Origin of the sequence: Sphingopyxis sp., from assembly GCF_035686825.1 — a bacterium.
GTDB lineage: Bacteria > Pseudomonadota > Alphaproteobacteria > Sphingomonadales > Sphingomonadaceae > Sphingopyxis.
The window spans coordinates 516,834-533,739 of sequence record NZ_DASRYZ010000002.1 but is presented as its reverse complement, the minus strand read 5'-3'; the positions used below and the strand labels follow the sequence as shown (position 1 = coordinate 533,739).

At 65.6% G+C, this 16,906-nt stretch carries 15 protein-coding genes; 8 read left to right on the top strand and 7 right to left on the bottom strand.

All coding sequences use genetic code 11. The features are described from left to right. Positions 1-28: 28 nt before the first annotated feature. Positions 29-604 carry a hypothetical protein gene (locus VFG17_RS03785; protein WP_325028130.1) on the top strand — a complete coding sequence of 192 codons (576 nt, stop codon included), beginning with the start codon at positions 29-31 and terminating at the stop codon, positions 602-604. Continuing rightward, positions 601-2,118 (top strand): PepSY-associated TM helix domain-containing protein, encoded by a 1,518-nt coding sequence (locus tag VFG17_RS03780; protein WP_325028129.1) that lies wholly within the window; start codon positions 601-603, stop codon positions 2,116-2,118. Before VFG17_RS03785 ends, VFG17_RS03780 begins: the two co-directional genes overlap by 4 nt. A 137-nt stretch (positions 2,119-2,255) precedes the next feature. Here VFG17_RS03780 and VFG17_RS03775 read toward each other — a convergent pair whose 3' ends face one another. Further along, a complete protein-coding gene (locus VFG17_RS03775; protein ID WP_325028128.1) occupies positions 2,256-3,353 on the bottom strand; it encodes a hypothetical protein in 1,098 nt (365 codons plus the stop codon). A 282-nt stretch (positions 3,354-3,635) separates the two neighbouring features. Here VFG17_RS03775 and VFG17_RS03770 point away from each other — a divergent pair, with 282 nt between their 5' ends. Continuing rightward, positions 3,636-4,529, top strand: a complete 894-nt coding sequence (locus VFG17_RS03770) for a hypothetical protein (protein WP_325028127.1) — start codon at positions 3,636-3,638, stop codon at positions 4,527-4,529. Positions 4,530-4,776: 247 nt separating this feature from the next. On the opposite strand, the gene VFG17_RS03765 is transcribed toward VFG17_RS03770, so the two are convergent. The 6 genes from VFG17_RS03765 to VFG17_RS03740 form a co-directional block, all read right to left on the bottom strand. Next, positions 4,777-5,820: a hypothetical protein gene (locus VFG17_RS03765; RefSeq protein ID WP_325028126.1), complete on the bottom strand. Its 1,044-nt coding sequence runs from the start codon at positions 5,818-5,820 to the stop codon at positions 4,777-4,779. Between the two features lie 228 nt (positions 5,821-6,048). Next, positions 6,049-6,618 (bottom strand): pseudouridine synthase, encoded by a 570-nt coding sequence (locus tag VFG17_RS03760; RefSeq protein ID WP_325028125.1) that lies wholly within the window; start codon positions 6,616-6,618, stop codon positions 6,049-6,051. A 151-nt stretch (positions 6,619-6,769) separates the two neighbouring features. Beyond that, positions 6,770-8,602 (bottom strand): translational GTPase TypA, encoded by a 1,833-nt coding sequence (typA, locus tag VFG17_RS03755; protein WP_325028123.1) that lies wholly within the window; start codon positions 8,600-8,602, stop codon positions 6,770-6,772. A 108-nt stretch (positions 8,603-8,710) separates the two neighbouring features. Further along, positions 8,711-9,676: a hypothetical protein gene (locus VFG17_RS03750; RefSeq protein WP_325028122.1), complete on the bottom strand. Its 966-nt coding sequence runs from the start codon at positions 9,674-9,676 to the stop codon at positions 8,711-8,713. Then, positions 9,604-10,521 (bottom strand): tetratricopeptide repeat protein, encoded by a 918-nt coding sequence (locus VFG17_RS03745; RefSeq protein WP_325028121.1) that lies wholly within the window; start codon positions 10,519-10,521, stop codon positions 9,604-9,606. Before VFG17_RS03745 ends, VFG17_RS03750 begins: the two co-directional genes overlap by 73 nt. Positions 10,522-10,584: 63 nt before the next feature. Next, complete coding sequence (locus VFG17_RS03740) at positions 10,585-11,274, bottom strand: purine phosphorylase (RefSeq protein ID WP_325028120.1); 690 nt, start codon at positions 11,272-11,274, stop codon at positions 10,585-10,587. A gap of 186 nt (positions 11,275-11,460) precedes the next feature. Between VFG17_RS03740 and VFG17_RS03735 the strand changes: the two genes are divergently transcribed. The 5 genes from VFG17_RS03735 (at position 11,461) to VFG17_RS03715 (ending at position 16,898) form a co-directional block, all read left to right on the top strand. Beyond that, positions 11,461-12,429: a bile acid:sodium symporter family protein gene (locus VFG17_RS03735; protein ID WP_325028119.1), complete on the top strand. Its 969-nt coding sequence runs from the start codon at positions 11,461-11,463 to the stop codon at positions 12,427-12,429. Positions 12,430-12,481: 52 nt separating this feature from the next. Next, positions 12,482-13,693 carry a toxic anion resistance protein gene (locus VFG17_RS03730; RefSeq protein WP_325028118.1) on the top strand — a complete coding sequence of 404 codons (1,212 nt, stop codon included), beginning with the start codon at positions 12,482-12,484 and terminating at the stop codon, positions 13,691-13,693. Positions 13,694-13,696: 3 nt separating this feature from the next. Next, positions 13,697-14,419: a hypothetical protein gene (locus VFG17_RS03725; protein ID WP_325028117.1), complete on the top strand. Its 723-nt coding sequence runs from the start codon at positions 13,697-13,699 to the stop codon at positions 14,417-14,419. A 55-nt stretch (positions 14,420-14,474) separates the two neighbouring features. Continuing rightward, positions 14,475-15,101, top strand: a complete 627-nt coding sequence (locus tag VFG17_RS03720) for a YqiJ family protein (RefSeq protein ID WP_325028116.1) — start codon at positions 14,475-14,477, stop codon at positions 15,099-15,101. A gap of 63 nt (positions 15,102-15,164) precedes the next feature. After that, positions 15,165-16,898, top strand: coding sequence for a flotillin family protein (locus tag VFG17_RS03715; protein WP_325028115.1), 1,734 nt, complete (start codon positions 15,165-15,167; stop codon positions 16,896-16,898). Positions 16,899-16,906 lie beyond the last annotated feature (8 nt).

Genomic DNA, 16,906 nt, shown 5'->3' with positions numbered 1-16,906 from the left:
GTGAGGCAGGACGAGAATAGGGGGACATATGGAAGACACGCCGGCGCTTTTGCCGTCGCTGCTGATCGCCGTCGCGGCGGGCGCGGGCGCGTGGCTGCTCCGCCGTTCGTGGCAGGGCAAGACGCAGCAGACCGGGCTCGTTGCCGCCGGCTGGCTGCTCATCGCCGCCGCGACCATCCTCCCCGCCTGGCTCCTCGGCCCCGCGCGCGGGCCCTTCATCGCGCTCGCGATCGTCTCCACCGCCGCACTCGCTATCGTCGCGGCGAACTACAGCGTCCGGCAGGCGAAGGCGCGCGCCGCGCGCGAAAGCCTCGCCCCCGAACCCTCCGACCGCGCGACGACCAAATGGCGCGAGACGTTGCGCTGGCTGCTCGCGGGCCCGATCGGCATGATCGCCGCGATGGGCGTCGGCATCGCATATGCCGCGCTCGTCCCCGGCGAACAGCAGACGCGGCTCGTCGTCGGCGGGATGATCGTCCCCGTGATCTGGGGCGGCTGCATGGCGTGGACCCTCGCCGACAACCGCATCCTCCGCGCGACCGCCGTCCTCACCGGCGTCGCCATCGTCAGCTTCACCGCCGCCATCGTGAAGGGCTTCGCATGACCACCGCCACCAAGCCCCCGAAACCCGCGAAGAAAAAGGATCTGATGTCGCGCATCCCCGCGGGCTTCGTCCGCGCGGTGCTCCGCGGCCACAGCAGCCTCGGTCTCGCCTTCGCCGCGCTTATCTATCTCATCTGCCTCTCGGGCAGCATCGCGGTCTTCGCGCATGAATTCCAGCGCTGGGAAAGCGCGGCGGGGCCCCACATCACCGAAGCCTCTCCCGACGCGGTGCAGACCGCCTTCGCGGGCGCGATCGCCGCGGGCGGCGCGGGGGTCGAGCATGTCTATATCACGCTCCCCTCGGCCGATTTCCCGCGCCTCCTCCTCCACGTCGACGCCGATACCGACCGCGAATTTCTCGCCGACGCGGCGGGCAAGATCGCGCCGGGGCAGGATTTCGCCTGGACCGAATTCATCACGCGCCTCCACATCAACCTCCACCTCCCCGTCACCTGGGGCATCTTCCTCGTCGGGCTGATCGGGGTCGCTTTGCTCTCCTCGCTCATCTCGGGCATCCTCGCGCACCCGCGCATCTTCCGCGACGCCTTCCACCTGCGGCTCGGCGGGTCGAAGCGGCTGCAGGAGGCCGACCTCCACAACCGGCTCGGCGTCTGGGCGCTGCCCTTCCACATCTTCATCTCGCTCACCGGCGCCTTCCTCGGGCTCACGACGATCATCGTCGGGGTGCTCGGCATGGCGATGTTCAACGGCGACGCGAACAAGGTCTATGCGCTCTTCTTCCCGCCGCCGCCGGTCGACGACCCGCGCCCCGCGCCGGTGCTCGACCTTCGCCCCATGTATGCCAAGCTGCCGCAGGACGGCGGCCGCATCACCTATATCTTCACCGAGCATCCGACCGAGCGGGGCGGCGCCGCGCTCTTCAACGTCAAGCAGCCCGATCGCATGGCGGGCACCGACAGCTATGCCTTCCGCCGCGACGCGAGCATCTACAATGCGCAAAAGGCGGCGGACAATAATCTCGGCGAGGATCTGCTCGGCGGCATGGGCCAGCTCCATTTCGGCTGGTTCGGCGGCGGAATCGTCAAGATCATCTATTTCGCGCTCGGCCTCGCGCTGACGTATCTCGCCGCGAGCGGGGTCAACATCTGGCTCGCGCGCCGCCGCGACAAGGGCCGCCCCGCGCCGCGCTGGGAACGCGCCTGGGCCGCGACCGTCTGGGGCCAGCCCGCCGGCATGGCCGCCGCCGCCGTCGCCGGCCTCGCCGCCATCAGCACCCCCGTCGCGATCGGCGCGTGGCTCGTCGTCAGCCTCCTCTTCCTCCTCGCCGCAATCCGCCTTTCGACCGAAAGCCTCTCGCGCATCGGCCGCCTCGCCACCGGCGCGCTCACCCTGCTCGCGGTCGCGGTCCACCTCGGCTTGCGCGACGGCCTCGCCGCCGCCGACCCGATGGCGTGGATCGTCAACCTCGTGCTGGTCGCGGGCGGCGTCCTGCTGCTGATCCCGCGCCTGGGCGCGCAGAAGCGCCCCGTCGAACCGGCAGCGGCCACCGCCTGAGCAATCCTCCCTGTCGCGAAGCGATGGGGAGGTGGCAGCGCGGAGCGCTGACGGAGGGGCCGATAGCGCACCGCCGCCGCCCCCCACCATCGCCTGCGGCGACGGTCCCCCTCCCCATCGCTCCGCGACAGGGAGGATCATTCCGCCGCTCCATCCCCCTTCGCCGCCTTCGCCTTCCGCGCCTGCCGCCACGAAGGCCGCTTCCGCACCGCGGCCACGCCGTCATCCGCCCCCGTCGGCATCGGGCCCGCCAGCGGCACCGCCGGCACCCGCTCGCCGCGCGCCTCGGCCGCCTCGATCCATTCGCGATATTTCTCGGGAATATCGCCGCCCGCTTCGACCCAGTCGGCCTCGCCCGCGAAGCGCTGCACCGGCTCGGCATCGGCCAGCCCCTCATAGGCCTGCAGCGGCCCGAAAAAGGGAATGCCCATCCCGTCCATCGGCACCAGCCCGATCCCCGGATCATCGAGCTGCGCGTCGATCGCATCGGGCCCGCCCTCCGCCGTCGCGGCATAGAGCGCGCGCTGCCGCGCGGCGAGCGCGAGCAGCGCCGCCCCGATCTCGGCCTCGGCCTGTGCATCGAGCGCCGCCCCCTCGAACCCCTCGATCAGCCCCGCCGCCGCATCCTGCGTCCCGGCCGCATCGCCCGCCCCCGCCGCAGCACCACCATGGATCACCGTCCGCACCGTCGTCGTCGAGGCCTCGGCGACCGCACCCGCCGCCGCTCCCGCCGAGCCGCCCGCTCCCTCACCGCCGCCGCTCCCCGCAACCGCAGCGCCCGCCCCTGCACTGGCGCGCGTCGAGAAATAGTTGATCGTCGTCCGCTTGCCGCCCGCATCCTGCCCATAATGGCGCAAGCAGAACATCAGCAGCGCGTCATTATGCTTGCGCCGGAACCCCATCAGCTTGCCCGCGACAAAGACGGGCACCAGATAGCCGTCGATCGCGCGCTCGAACGCGATATCCTTCAGCCGCGCGACCCCGAAATCGAGCGCCGCCTCCCACGCCCGCCGAAAGCTCTCCGCCCCGTCCGCGCGCCGCAGCGTATAGCAATTCGTCTGCGCCATATTGACCATCGCGGCAGCGCGGCGGACCGACCCCGTATCGGCGAGCGCCGCAATAAACGCCCGCTGCCGCTCGGGCGTCCACCCGTCGTGCCGGTACTTGCGCGGCACCGGCGTGAAGTCGGGAAGCGGCGGCCGTGCCTCCTTCGCGATGGGGGTGCGGTTCTGCATGATAAGCCCTCCTGTTGGTCAAACCGGACAGGATATGACCTAGAGGGATAATGTAGGAAAGAGGTTTGTTTATGGTTTGTTCCTGCCTTACTCGGATTGCCGCGCCAAGTGGACCGTGGCAATCGGAACGGCATGATTGAAAACCGACCTCTCCTACTCACATCGGACGATAGCTATTGCACGAGGCGACCGCTTCCATACGCCGTCGACTGGTCGTCCGTGCCCGATCTAGTCCGAGCCTCAACCGCCGACCTCGGCGGCATTCAGCCAACGACGAGGGCGATGTTCGAAGCTGCCGGCGGAACACTTACGGATTTGCCGACCGAGGGAGAGGTTGCGATGTTTCGCGCGCAGGGGACACGCTTTCAAGCGGTTTCGGTGGTCGCAAGTTTAGTTGCGATTGGCGAGCTCGACGGCCACCTGCTTACGACCCCTTTTGCAATTACGCTTTTGCCCGCTTCGAAAAGGGGCGAATTGGAAGTCGTGGACATTGAGACGGCCGCGCATCTCGACATTTCCGCGGCCGCGCGCGAGTCAGAAGCATTTTATACCGACTTCAACCCGTTCACAGGCGAGTGGGGGCTCTACGGGATGAAAACGCCCGAATTAGTCGAGGGCAGGGGCTTCCTGGACGAGATCGGCATAGTTGTAGATGCTTATTACCTAGCAACAGAATACGATGCTGATGATGTGCTTGCACCGGACATTGGCCTGCCCGAGCGCGCGCGCGAGCGTTACATCCGGCACCGCCGCGATCTATTGTTCAAGCCGTTCCGCAGGATTGAAGCCCGCCGCGTTTGGGGCGCACATTCGCCAATCGAGCTGTTCTTACTTCAGGAATTGGCGCGTCGTGAACTACATCCCCAACTGCAGATGTTGATTATGGACGACGGCTCAACATTCCCCTCTCTCTACCATCTTTGGGGCGATCTCGACTTCCGCTACTCACGCGGGCTAGTTAGCGAGGCAGATATGTATTTCTCCCATGAGCGGGTCGCAGTGTTCTGCGACGGCAGGAACTTCCATCGTGGAAAGCGGCGTCAAAAAGATGAGGCGATCAATGATAAGCTAGAGAGGTTGGGAATTACCTCGGTGCGGCTGAAGGGCAGCCTTATCGTGCGAGATTTGGGCAGAGCGGCTGACCTAGTGCTGGTAGCACTACAAAACAGACGTTGATCTGAAAACGTCCAATTTTTGTTCGTCAAAACTATCAGAATGATGAGGCGCTCCTTTACGCAATATCAGTTGTTAGGAATCTTCTCTCGGAAGCGTCTCAACACAAAAGATTTGTAGAAGTCCACAGTCAGTCACTAGTTTGTTCGGACAATTGCCAGGCATGGATGCGCGCGATCGTGGGCCTTCAATGCGGCGCCATCACAAGTGCGCCGTAACCTTTGATGACAGAATGCAGAGGCTCGAACGGTCAAAGGAACCACTTCAAAACTCGCTGCAGGAACTCAAAGATCTGCGGGAGAGCACTGAAAATTGCGGCTACGGCTGCTACGACCAGTGCGAGGATGGCGCTTGGGGCCTCTTTCGAAAAGGGTCGCTTGGTACGATCCGGGTCGAGGTAGACACGCGCTAAGCGGATGAACTTATGGTAGCGTGCAATCAACAAGGCGATGAGGATTAGTCCCGCGAAGATTCCAATCCGCTCGTTTAGGGAGTAATCGGGAAGAGCGATCACGACCATAACCAGCAGAATGGCATTGAAGTCGAGCCCGTGCTTACGGAGGAGGCCGGTGAAGACACTGGTGAATTGCCCCATGAAGCCTGCTACTCGCTGCGATACGGCGCTGGTCCACAGTTCGTCCGGTGATGAGACAGTGATGCTATTACCATCGCTGTCATCAAGATTGACGGTGACAATCTTCTTAAAGCCTGCGGCTACAGTTTCTTCTCGGCTGATCGAGATATGCTTGAGCACATCGGGGAGGTCGCCTCGTGCTAGATAATCAGCAGCGGTTTGGATGATGATCTGCCCGCCTTCGGTAGCGCGAATGATCGTGGACGCCTCTTCGGGCACAAAGCTTTCGAGTTCAGCGATCAACCGCGCCAGATCGCTCCGATAAAGCGTAATCGCGCCGAGCGGGATATCCTTGTTCCAAAGCTTCAAGGACAAAGCCTGTCCCGGCGTGTCTGAAGGCACACTTACCCGAGTGGGAATGCCGAGATCGAAGATGCCCTTCGACCGGTCGATCCATTCCCAAGTCCCACTACAGCCGATGTCCGTAGCGTGGTCGAAAGTCAGACTTCCGAGAAACGCTCGTTTTCCCTCTTCGTCCGGCTTTTCAGCATAAAGGTTGATCTTATTCGGCACTGCCGGATCGCGCACGGTCGCAAACGAGAAGACCTGATTGTCACCCACTGTTGCCGACAATACGCCTTCGCCTGTCTCGGGTTCAGCCCAATAGAGCGGCCCGAAACGAGCGCCTTTCAAACTCCCCACCCAATGCCTTGTCGTCATCCCCGCCCCACAATCTAGTCCGGACTCTCTATTCGAAGTTTAACCTAGATATTCGAGATTTCAGAACAGAAATTGCTCCGAATCTTCATCGTCGTGCAAGCTATGTGACTGCCAGCTACACGGGCTACAGTGAACAGCGTGCTCTGAACTCGTTCGGCGACCACGCATCAATCTTCGAGACTTGTGTTCATATGCCCACAATCCCTATCGATTACGATGGCCGGCCCTTCATCCAACCTCGCGCCACTCCCCCAGCCCCAAATCCCCAATCTCCCACCCCCCGATCCGCCAGCGGACCAGCCGCAGCGTCGGATAGCCGACCGCCGCCGTCATGCGGCGGGCCTGGCGGTTGCGGCCTTCGGTGATCGTCAGTTCGAGCCATGAGTCGGGCACGCTCTTGCGGTAGCGCACCGGCGGGTCGCGGTCCCAGAGCATCGGCGGGTCGATGCGGCGGACGGTCGCGGGGCGGGTCGGGCCGTCGTTCAGCGTGACGCCGCGGCGCAGCGCGTCGAGCGCGGCGGCGTCGGGATCGCCCTCGACCTGCGCCAGATAGGTTTTGGGCATCTTGTGCTTCGGCGACGAAATCCGCGCCTGCAGCGCGCCGTCATCGGTCAGGATCAGCAGGCCCTCGCTATCGCGGTCGAGCCGCCCCGCCGGATAGACGCCGGGCACGTCGATATAGTCGGACAGCGTCGCGCGCGGGCCGCCATCGCTCCCCGCTCCGGGCGCGGTCATGCCCTTGTCGGTGAATTGCGACAGCACGCCCCACGGCTTGTTGAACAGGATCAGGCGGGCCACGGCGCATCTCCCGACTAAGCCCCTCCCCTTCAGGGGAGGGGTTGGGGTGGGGTCTATCAGCGTAGCGCAAGGCTGCGGAACCCCACCCGCTGCGACTAGGGAGCAAGCTCCCAAGTCTCGCAGCCCTCCCCTGAAGGAGAGGGCTTGGGTTTTACGCCGCCTCTTTTTTCCGCGACGCTTTCTTCCGCTCGTGCGGGTCGAGCAGCGCCTTGCGGATGCGGATATTCTTCGGGGTCACTTCGACCATCTCGTCGTCGTCGATATAGGCGATCGCCTGTTCGAGCGTCATGCGCTTCGGCGGGGTGAGGCGGATCGCGTCGTCCTTGCCCGTCGAACGGAAGTTCGTGAGCTGCTTCGACTTCATCGGGTTGACTTCGAGGTCGTCGGGCTTGGCATTCTCGCCGATGATCATCCCCTCATAGAGCGCCTCGCCGGGCGAGACGAAGAGGATGCCGCGCTCTTCCAAGGGGCCGAGCGCATAGGCGACGGCTTCGCCATTGCCGTTCGAGATCAGGACGCCATTCTTGCGGCCTTCGATCACGCCCTTGTACGGGCCATATTTCTCGAACAGGCGGTTCATGATCCCGGTGCCGCGCGTGTCGGACAGGAATTCGCCATGATAGCCGATCAGGCCGCGCGACGGGCCGCTGAAGGTGATGCGCGTCTTGCCGCCGCCCGACGGGCGCATGTCGGTGAGGTCGGCTTTGCGGATCTGCATCTTCTCGACGACCGTGCCGCTATGTTCGTCGTCGACGTCGATGACGACGGTTTCATAGGGTTCGGTGCGCTTGCCGGCCTCGTCCTCGCCATAGAGAACCTTGGGGCGGCTGATGCCGAGTTCGAAGCCTTCGCGGCGCATCGTTTCGATGAGCACGCCGAGCTGAAGCTCGCCGCGGCCCGCGACGTCGAAGCTGTCCTTGTCGGCGCTTTCGGTGATGCGGATCGCGACATTGGTTTCGGCTTCGCGCATCAGGCGATCCCGGATCATGCGGCTCGTCACCTTGCTGCCCTCGCGGCCCGCCATCGGGCTGTCGTTGACCGCAAAGCGCATCGACAGCGTCGGCGGGTCGATCGGCTGCGCGGCGATCGGTTCGCTGACGCTGGTGTCGGCGATCGTGTTCGCGACGGTCGCGTTGGTCAGGCCCGCGATCGCGACGATGTCGCCCGCCTTCGCCTCGTCGACCGGCACGCGGTCGAGCCCGCGGAAGGCAAGCAGCTTCGACGCGCGGCCGGCTTCGATGACCTTGCCGTCGGCGTCGAGCGCATGGATCGGCTGGTTGACCTTGACCGTGCCCGACTGGACGCGTCCGGTCAGGATGCGGCCGATGAAGTTATCGCGGTCGAGCAAGGTCGCAAGGAAGGTGAAGGGCGCGTCTTCAGGCAGGCCCGGGGTGGGCACGTGCGATACGATCGTCTTGAACAGCGGCTCGAGCGTGCCTTCGCGCGCATCGGCGCTTTCGGAGGCATAGCCGCCGCGGCCCGAGGCGTAGAGGATCGGGAAGTCGAGCTGTTCGTCATTGGCCTCCAATGCAAGGAACAGCTCGAACACTTCGTCGAGCACTTCGGCGGCGCGCGCGTCGCTGCGGTCGATCTTGTTGACGACGACGATCGGCTTGAGGCCCAGCGCGAGCGCCTTGCCGGTGACGAACTTGGTCTGCGGCATCGGCCCTTCGGCCGCGTCGACGAGCAGGATGACGCCGTCGACCATGCTCAGAATGCGCTCGACCTCGCCGCCGAAGTCGGCGTGACCCGGGGTGTCGACGATGTTGATCCGCGTCTGGTCGGCGCCTTCGCCCCACTCGACGCTGGTGCACTTCGCCAGGATCGTGATCCCGCGTTCCTTTTCCAAGTCATTGGAATCCATGGCTCTTTCTTCGACACGCTGGTTGTCGCGGAAAGTGCCCGATTGGCGGAAGAGCTGGTCGACGAGCGTGGTCTTGCCATGATCGACGTGGGCAATAATGGCGATATTGCGCAGAGACATGCGGATTTGAGCCTTGATGGAAGGGGGCAGCGCCCGGAGCGCCGCGAAACGCCGCGCCCCTAACAGAAGTGGTGCTGCGGCGCAACATGATTGCCGATAGCGCTCGAACTACCGAAGCGTGCGGTCGAGACGCTTCGGATCGTAGAGCGAGCGCACTTCGGCGCCGCGCAGGCGCCGCGCCAGCCCCGCGTCGAAATCGCGCTTCCAGCGGTCGAGGGCCGGCCGAGTCTCACGGGGGTCGGCGATCTCGCCGATCGACTGCAATTCGCGCGACATCGCGAGCAAAGCCGCGCGGTCGCGGGCAAAAACCGACCCCGCATAACGCTCCGCGACAAGCCCTAACTGATAGCGCATCGCGGCGATCGATAGCTGCACGCCTTGCCGATCGCCGCGCCGCGCCATCAGCCGCGCGCCCGCGGCGCCGTCGGCAATCGCCGCCAGCTGATCGTCCAGCCGCCGCACGACCCGCGGCTCGCCCGGGCAAGGCCGAATCCGGCGGACATAGGCGGCAAGCGCATCGAGCATCGCGGGCGTCGGCTCCTGCCCGCCGAATTCCTCGACGATCAGATTGCGGATAAAGGTTTCGAGCGCGCGCGTTTCGGGGTCGCGCGATACCTTCCCCGGCCTCGCCAGATCGGGGATTGCGACCGGATCGAAGAGGGCATTGCCGCGCGCCGCGCTGAAGAAGCTGTTGGTCACATCGGCGGTCCCCGGCCCCGCCGAGACACCCGCGAGCAGGAAATGCGGGTTGTCGCGCCCGTTGATATGGCAGCTCGCGCAGCTGAGGCCCGCCTTCGCGGCCTGCCCGCCGAGCAAGGTCGGGGTCGCGAACAGCGCCCCGCCGCCGCGGATCATATCATCGTCGCCGGCCATGCAGGTCGCGGGCTGTTCCGACAGCAACGCCCGCTCGGCCCCCGGCGCGGTCCAGCGCAACTGCTCGAACGCCCGCGGCGCGGTGCCCGGCGCCGCGGCAGCGCCGAGGAGCAGCGCGGCGAGCGCGATCAGCTTGCGGATGAGCGCCCCGCCGCGATCCAGCGCCGAAGCTCGTCGACCTCGTGGCAGCCGAAGCCGCAAATCGCCTCGAGCTTCGCCAGATGCGCCTTCGCCCCCCCGACGTCGCCGCGTTCGAGTTTCAGCTCGCCATAATATTCGAGCGCGCCGCGATGCGCGGGCGCAATGGCGAGCGCCTCGCGATAATAGGTTTCGGCGGCGTCATAATTTTTGAGCTTGCGGTTCGCGAAGCCGAGGTAGGTGAGTATATCGGGATGCGGCCCCGCCGCCCACAACGCCGCATCGAGTTTGGCGATCGCCGCCTCGTAGCGATGTTCGTTGATCAGGCCGACCGCGGCGACGTAGGTCGCGTCGAGCGTTTCGGCCGCGGCCAGTCGCACCTCGGGCTCGACCGCGCTCCGCGCCTGCGGCCCGGCGGCCACCGCCGCCTCGAGCTTGGCGATCGCATCGGTCAGCTTCGCCGCGTCGGCGCACGTCCCCGCACAGGCTTCCTGCATCGCCTTCAGCGCGCCCAATTGCGCATCCGCCTTGTCGGCCTTGCCGAGCTTCGCCTGCGTGATGCCAAGGTCGCGGCGGGCATCGACCATCTTCTCGTCGTAGCGCACCGCGGCTTCGAGCGGCTTCACGGCGCGCGAAAATTCGCCCTGCGCCATATAGCTCGCGCCGAGCAGATAATTGGCCTGCGGATTCTTGGGCACCGCCGACACGACCTTTTTGAACGCTTTCGCCGCTTCCACATATTGGCCCGAGGCAAAGGCATCGGCGCCCTTCTGGTAATCGACCGTCGGGTCGTAACTGCTCTGGCTGGGCGGCGCGCTGCTTCCGCTCCCGCCGCTTCCCGCCGCGAAGGTCGGCGCAGCGAAGACCGCACAGGCGGCGAGCATGGCGAATGAAGACCGGTATCGCATCGCGAGTCTCTCCTCGGTCGTTGTGGCGCCAGCTTACCACAGCCGGGGGTCGCGCGGAACGGTTCAGATCATCGCGATCAGCCGCTCGACCTCGTGCGCCGCGGTGCGTGCCGAGCGGACGAGGTTGGCATGAAAATCGCCCGCGCTGTCATCGTTCGCCTCGTCGGTCACGGCCTTGATCGCGGCCCACGGAAGCCCGAGCCTTGCCGCAACCTGCGCCACCGCGCCGACCTCCATATCGACGAGCGTCGCGCCGAGCGCTGCCAGGTCGGCCGCCGCGTCGGGACAGGCGACGAAGCTGTCGCCGCTCGCGATCCGCGCATGCGGCAGGCCGAGTCCCGGGTCGGGCATCGCCGAGAAATGCGCCTCCCCTGCTTCTGGGCCCGCTTCGCCGATCGGCCATTCGCCGGCGCGATAACGGCGAAACAGGCCGGGCTGGTTCGCGCCATAATCATGCTGCAGCGCCTCGGCGATCCAGTAGGCGCCCGGCGCGGCGCCGAGCGAGCCGCAGGTACCGGTCATCAGCAGCAGGTCGGCATCACCCGCGAGCGCCCCGGCACAAAGCGCGGCGTTGACCTTGCCGAGCCCGCAGGTCGCGATGACGAGATCATGGTCGCGGACCCTCAGTCGCCGCTCGGCGAACGGCCCCGCAGCGCGGGCGGCGGTGCCGGGAAAGAGCGCGTCGGCCTCTTCGGGTAAAGCGGCGAGGATGAGGATATGGACCATGCGGCTGTTTAGCCGAGTTCGCGCCACATCCAATCCTCCCTGTGGCGAAGCCATGGGGAGGTGGCAGCGCGAAGCGCTGACGGAAGGGCTTAGGGCGCGACGTCGCGGCCCCTCCACCACTCGCTTCGCGAGCCGTCCCCCTCCCTACCGCTTCGCGGCAGGGAGGATCGTTCGCCTTGCCAACGTTGCGCAAGACCGCCATCGCTTATCCCAATGCTGTCCCGCATCTTCCCCGACCGCTTCGTCCCCGTGCTGCTCGCGACGATCCTTCTCGCCAGTCTGCTTCCGGTGCGCGGCGCGGCGGTGCCGATTGCGGGAGGGCTGTCGACCGCCGCGATCATCTTTCTCTTCTTCCTCAACGGCGTGCGCCTGCCACGCGAGGAAGTGCTTCACGGTATCCGCAACTGGAAACTGCAGGGGAGCGCGCTCGCCTTTTGCTTCGGCGGCATGGCGCTGCTCGGCCTTGCGGCGCAGGCGACGACCGCGCCGCTCCTCCCTGCGACGCTCGCGCTCGGCTTCCTCTTCCTCGGCATCCTGCCCTCGACCGTCCAGTCTGCAACCGCGGCGTCGAGCCTCGCGGGCGGCAATGTCGCCGCGAGCGTCGTCGCCGCGGCGCTGCTCAACCTCAGCGGGGTCGCGCTTTCGCCTTTGCTCTTCGCGTTGCTCGCGGGCAGCGCGGGCGAGATCCATGGCGAGGCGGTGCTGCGCATCGTCTCGATCCTGCTCTTGCCTTTCGTCGCCGGACAGCTCGTCCAGCGCTGGCTGCGCCCGTGGGTACTTGCGCACCGCGGCCTCGCGACCTTCATGGACCGCGCCGCGATCGCGATCGCCGTCTATGTCGCCTTTTCCGCTGCGGTCGTCGCCGGCATCTGGGGCCTGCTCGACGGGCGTGAGATCGCGGTCGTTCTCGCCGCCGTGGCGGTGCTGCTCGCGCTATCCTTCGGCGGCGCCTGGGCGCTCGGCGGGCTGCTGAAGCTAGCGCGCGCCGACCGCATCACGCTGCTCTTTTCGGGCGCTCAGAAAAGCATCGCGGTCGGCGCGCCGCTCGCCGCGACGCTGTTCCCGCCCGCCATCGCCGGCATGGTGCTCGTTCCGATCCTCGTCTATCATATGGCGCAGCTGATCCTCTCCGCGTGGATCGCCCCGGGGCTGAAGGCGGGCAAGGGTGTAGTGCTTGAATAACACAGGACCGCGTGCCATATAGGCAAGTGGTAAGGGGCTGGAAGGAAGACGAATGAGCGAAGTGACCGCGACGGCGACCGCAACCGACGAGCTGAAGCTGACCCCGCCCGACCCCGTACCGTCGGTTTCGCCCGAAAAGGCCGCGGGCCTCGTCCCGCTGTCGACCGAACAGAAATCGAAGCTCGGCGAGCGCGTCGACGGCTTTATCGACGATCTCGTCGCGCAGGACGTCAATTCTCCCGCCTTCGGGCAAAAGGTCGACCAGATCACCAATATGGGCCGCAAGGAGATGCTGGAGGCGGCGAGCCATTCGAACCGTTTCCTCGACCGCCCGATCCGCGCGATGGACCGCGACACCGACATCGGCCAGAACCTCATCGAGCTGCGCACGACGGTCGAGCGGCTCGACCCGTCGGCGAACGGCAAGCTCATCTCGAAGCGCGGCTTTCTCGACAAGATCTTCGGCGGCAAAATCAACAATTATTTCGCGCAATACCGCAGCGCGCAGACGCATATCGGCGGCATCCTGACCGCGCTTTCCAACGGCAAGGACGAACTGCTGATGGATAATGCGGCGATCGACGTCGAACGGCGCAAGATGTGGGAATCGATGGGCAAGCTCGAGCAGATGGTCCACATCGCCCAGACGCTCGACGAGAAATTGGAAGCGAAAGCGAACGAACTCGACGGCGTCGACCCCGCGAAGGCGAAAATTCTTCGCGAGAACGCGCTCTTCTACGCGCGCCAGCGGACGCAGGACCTGCTCACACAGATGGCGGTGACGGTGCAGGGCTATCTCGCGCTCGACCTCGTCAAAAAGAATAATGTCGAGCTGGTGAAGGGCGTCGACCGCGCGAGCACGACCACCGTCGGCGCATTGAAGACCGCGATTACCGTGGCGCAGGCGATGACGAACCAGAAGCTGGTGCTCGAACAGATCACCGCGCTAAACACGACGACGGCGAACATCATCGACGGCACGTCGAAGATGCTCAAGGACAATACCGCGCGGATCCACGAGCAGGCGGCGTCGAGCACGATCCCGATGGAGACGCTGCAGCGCGCCTTCCAGAATATCTATGACACGATGGACGCGATCGACACCTTCAAGCTGAAAGCGCTCGACAGCATGAAGACGACGGTCAACACGCTCGAGGGCGAAGTCGCGAAGTCGAAGGGCTATATCGCGCGCGCCGAGGGTGCGAGCCAGGCGCAGGCCAGCGTCGGCGGCGCCGACAGCCCGCTCGCCGCGCTCGAAGGCTAAATAATGAGCATGAGCGAAGTCGACAAGATCCGGATTACCGCCGCTTCGGCGATCGAACGGTCGCGCGAGCGCCGCCGCCCGATCGGCACCAAGAGCGTCGCGCTGCGCCGCCAGCATCTCTACAAGAAGCTCGGCCGGATGCTGATCGCGGGCGGGATCGTGCTGATCGGCGCAGCGGTGTTCGGCGCGCTGATCCAGCCGCTCGGTTTCATCGGTTTGCTCGCGCTGTTCGTGCTGTTGATCGGCGTCGCGGTGCTGTTCGGCAAATGGCCGCCCTTCCCCGAACCGCGGCAGGCGGATCTACCCAAAGCCGATCTCAAACAGCTCGCGGGCCGCACCGAAATCTGGCTTGAGGCACAGCGGCCGATGCTGCCCGCGCCGGCGCGCCAGCTCGTCGACGGCATCGGCGTCCAGCTCGACCTGCTCGCGCCGCAGCTCCAGACGCTCGACGCATCGAGCCCGGCGGCGGCAAATATCCGCAAGCTCGTCGGCGAGGATTTGCCCGAGCTCGTCGCGGGTTACCAGCGCATTCCCGCGGGCCTCCGCAAGGAAGCCCACGCCGGCCGCACCCCCGACGAGACGCTCGTCGGCGGCCTCAAGATGCTCGAAGGCGAAATCGGCAGCGCCGCGCGCAGCCTCGCCGCGGGCGAGCTCGACAAACTGGCGACGCGCGAACGCTATCTCCAGCTCAAATATCAGGGTCTCGAGGGCGAGGACGCGGCATAGCGTCAATCCGCGGCATCGCTTGCCAAGCGGCGCGCTCGCGGTCACATAGGCTTTGATGCTCGACCAGTTTCTCGCTCCCGAAAATATCGTCTTCAGCGCGGCCCTGCTGCTGATGCTTTTGATCGGGGCGGTACAGGCCATTGGGCTCGCGGGCGACATCGACGCCGACGTGCACGGCGATGCCGATGGCGACGTCGGTTTTGCCGATACGCTGCTCGCCTGGGCCGGGATCGGCCGCGTGCCTTTCCTGATGTGGCTCGTGATTTTCCTTGCGCTGTTTGGCGCACTCGGGCTCGGGCTGCAGCAATTGATGACCGCGCTGACCGGCGAGCCCGGCACAAACCTGCTGATGGTTCCGCTGACCGCCGTCGCGGCGCTCCCGGTGGCGGGCGGCGCGGCACGCCTTGTCGCGCATATTCTCCCCGGGCTCGAAACCACCGCAATCGAACGCGAAGATCTGGTCGGCCTCTATGCCGAAATCAGCATCGGCACCGCCCGCGTCGGCCATCCCGCACGCGCGCGCGTCACCGATCCGCATGGTCAGCCGCACCAGATCATGGTCGAGCCCGACAGCGCCGACCAGATTTTCCAGACCGGCGAGAGCGTCCTTCTGGTAAAACGCGAAGGCGACATCTTCAAAGGCTTCACGCGCGGCGATTTCTATTTACCCCGGCTCGACTGACCCTAATATCCACGCGGGGGCTTCCAATCATGGAAGCGCGAATCGACAGCAACGGGTGGGTTCATGATAGAAATTGCTATTTACGCCGGCATCGGACTTGCCGCGCTCCTGATATTGGGATTGATCGTTACGCGGCTTTATCATCGCGCGACCAAGGAAATTGCGTTCGTTCGCACGGGATTTCGCGGCGAACGCGTCATCATGAACGGCGGCGCGCTGGTTCTGCCGGTGCTGCACGAAACGATGCCGGTCAATATGAACACCGTCCGGCTCGCCGTCGAGCGCAAGAACGTCGACGCGCTGATCACGCTCGATCGCCTGCGCATCGATGTGAAGGCCGAATTCTACGTCCGCGTCCGTCCCGACGCGGGATCGATCGCGATGGCGGCGCAGACGCTCGGCCTGCGCACGATGAACCCCGAGGCCCTCAAAGACCTCGTCGAAGGCAAGTTCGTCGACGCGCTGCGCTCGGTCGCCGCGGGCATGACGATGAACCAGCTCCACGAACAGCGTGCCGACTTCGTCCAAAAGGTGCAGCAGGTCAGCTCGAACGACCTCTCGATGAACGGGCTCGAGCTCGAATCGGTGTCGCTGACCGGGCTCGACCAGACGTCGATCGAGCATTTCAACGCCAACAACGCATTCGACGCCGAGGGTTTGACCAAACTGACCGAGCAGATCGAACTGCGCAAAAAGGCGCGCAACGACATCGAACAGGACACGCGCGTCCAGATCGAGACGAAGAATCTGGAAGCCGACAAGCGCAGCTTCGAAATCTCGCGCGACAATGAATTCGCGAAGCTGAGCCAGGAGCGTGAGATCGAAATTCGCCGCGCCGAACAGGCGGCCGAAATCGCGCGCGAACAGGCGCAGCGCAATCAAGAAGCGGACAATGCCCGCATTCAGGCGAAGCAGCTGGTCGATGCCAAGCAGATCGAGGCCGATCGCGCGATCGAGGAAGCGCGCATCGCGCAGGAACAGGCGATCGAGCTCGCCCGACAGGAACAGCAGATTCTGATCCAGAACAAGAGCCGCGAGGAAAGTCAGGCGCGCGGCGAAGCCGACGCCGCGCGCGCGCTCGCGGTCGCGGCCGAGGAACAGGTCGCTACCGCGCGCGAAACCGAGGTCGCCGAACGGTCGAAGCGCATCGAGCTGATCGAAGCCGCCAAGGAAGCCGAGCGGCAGGCGATTTCGGTCAAGGTCGAGGCCGAGGCCGAGAAGGAAGCCGCGGCGAACCGCGCCGCGGCGCTCCGGCTCGAGGCCGAGGGTCAGGCCGAGGCGGAGAAGCTGCGCGCCGAGGCCGCGCGCGTCCGCTTCGAGGTCGAAGCCGCGGGTCAGCGTGCTATCAACGAGGCCGCGAACCTGCTCTCGTCGGACCAGATCTCGCTTCAGACCAAGATGGCGCTGCTCAAGGTGCTGCCCGAGGTCGTGCGCGAAGCCGCGAAGCCGATGGAAGCGATCGATTCGATCAAGATCATCCAGGTCGACGGCATCAATCAGACCGGCGGCGGCGCCACGAACGGCGGTGCGAACGGCGACGCGAATGGCAACGGGGGCAACCTCGCCAGCAACGCCGTATCGGCCGCGCTCGCCTATCGCGCGCAGGCGCCCGTCATCGACAGCTTGATGAAGGAACTGGGCTTTGACGGCGGCTCGCTCGACGCGCTGGTCAAGGGCGCCGCGGCGACGGAACCGGCAGCACCTCCCGCAATCTCGGCGGCGGCTCCGCGCGGGCGCAAGCCGCGCCCGGTCGCGCCCGCCGCGACCGAAACCGAAGACAGCGAGGAAGACGCCTGAGCCGGCGG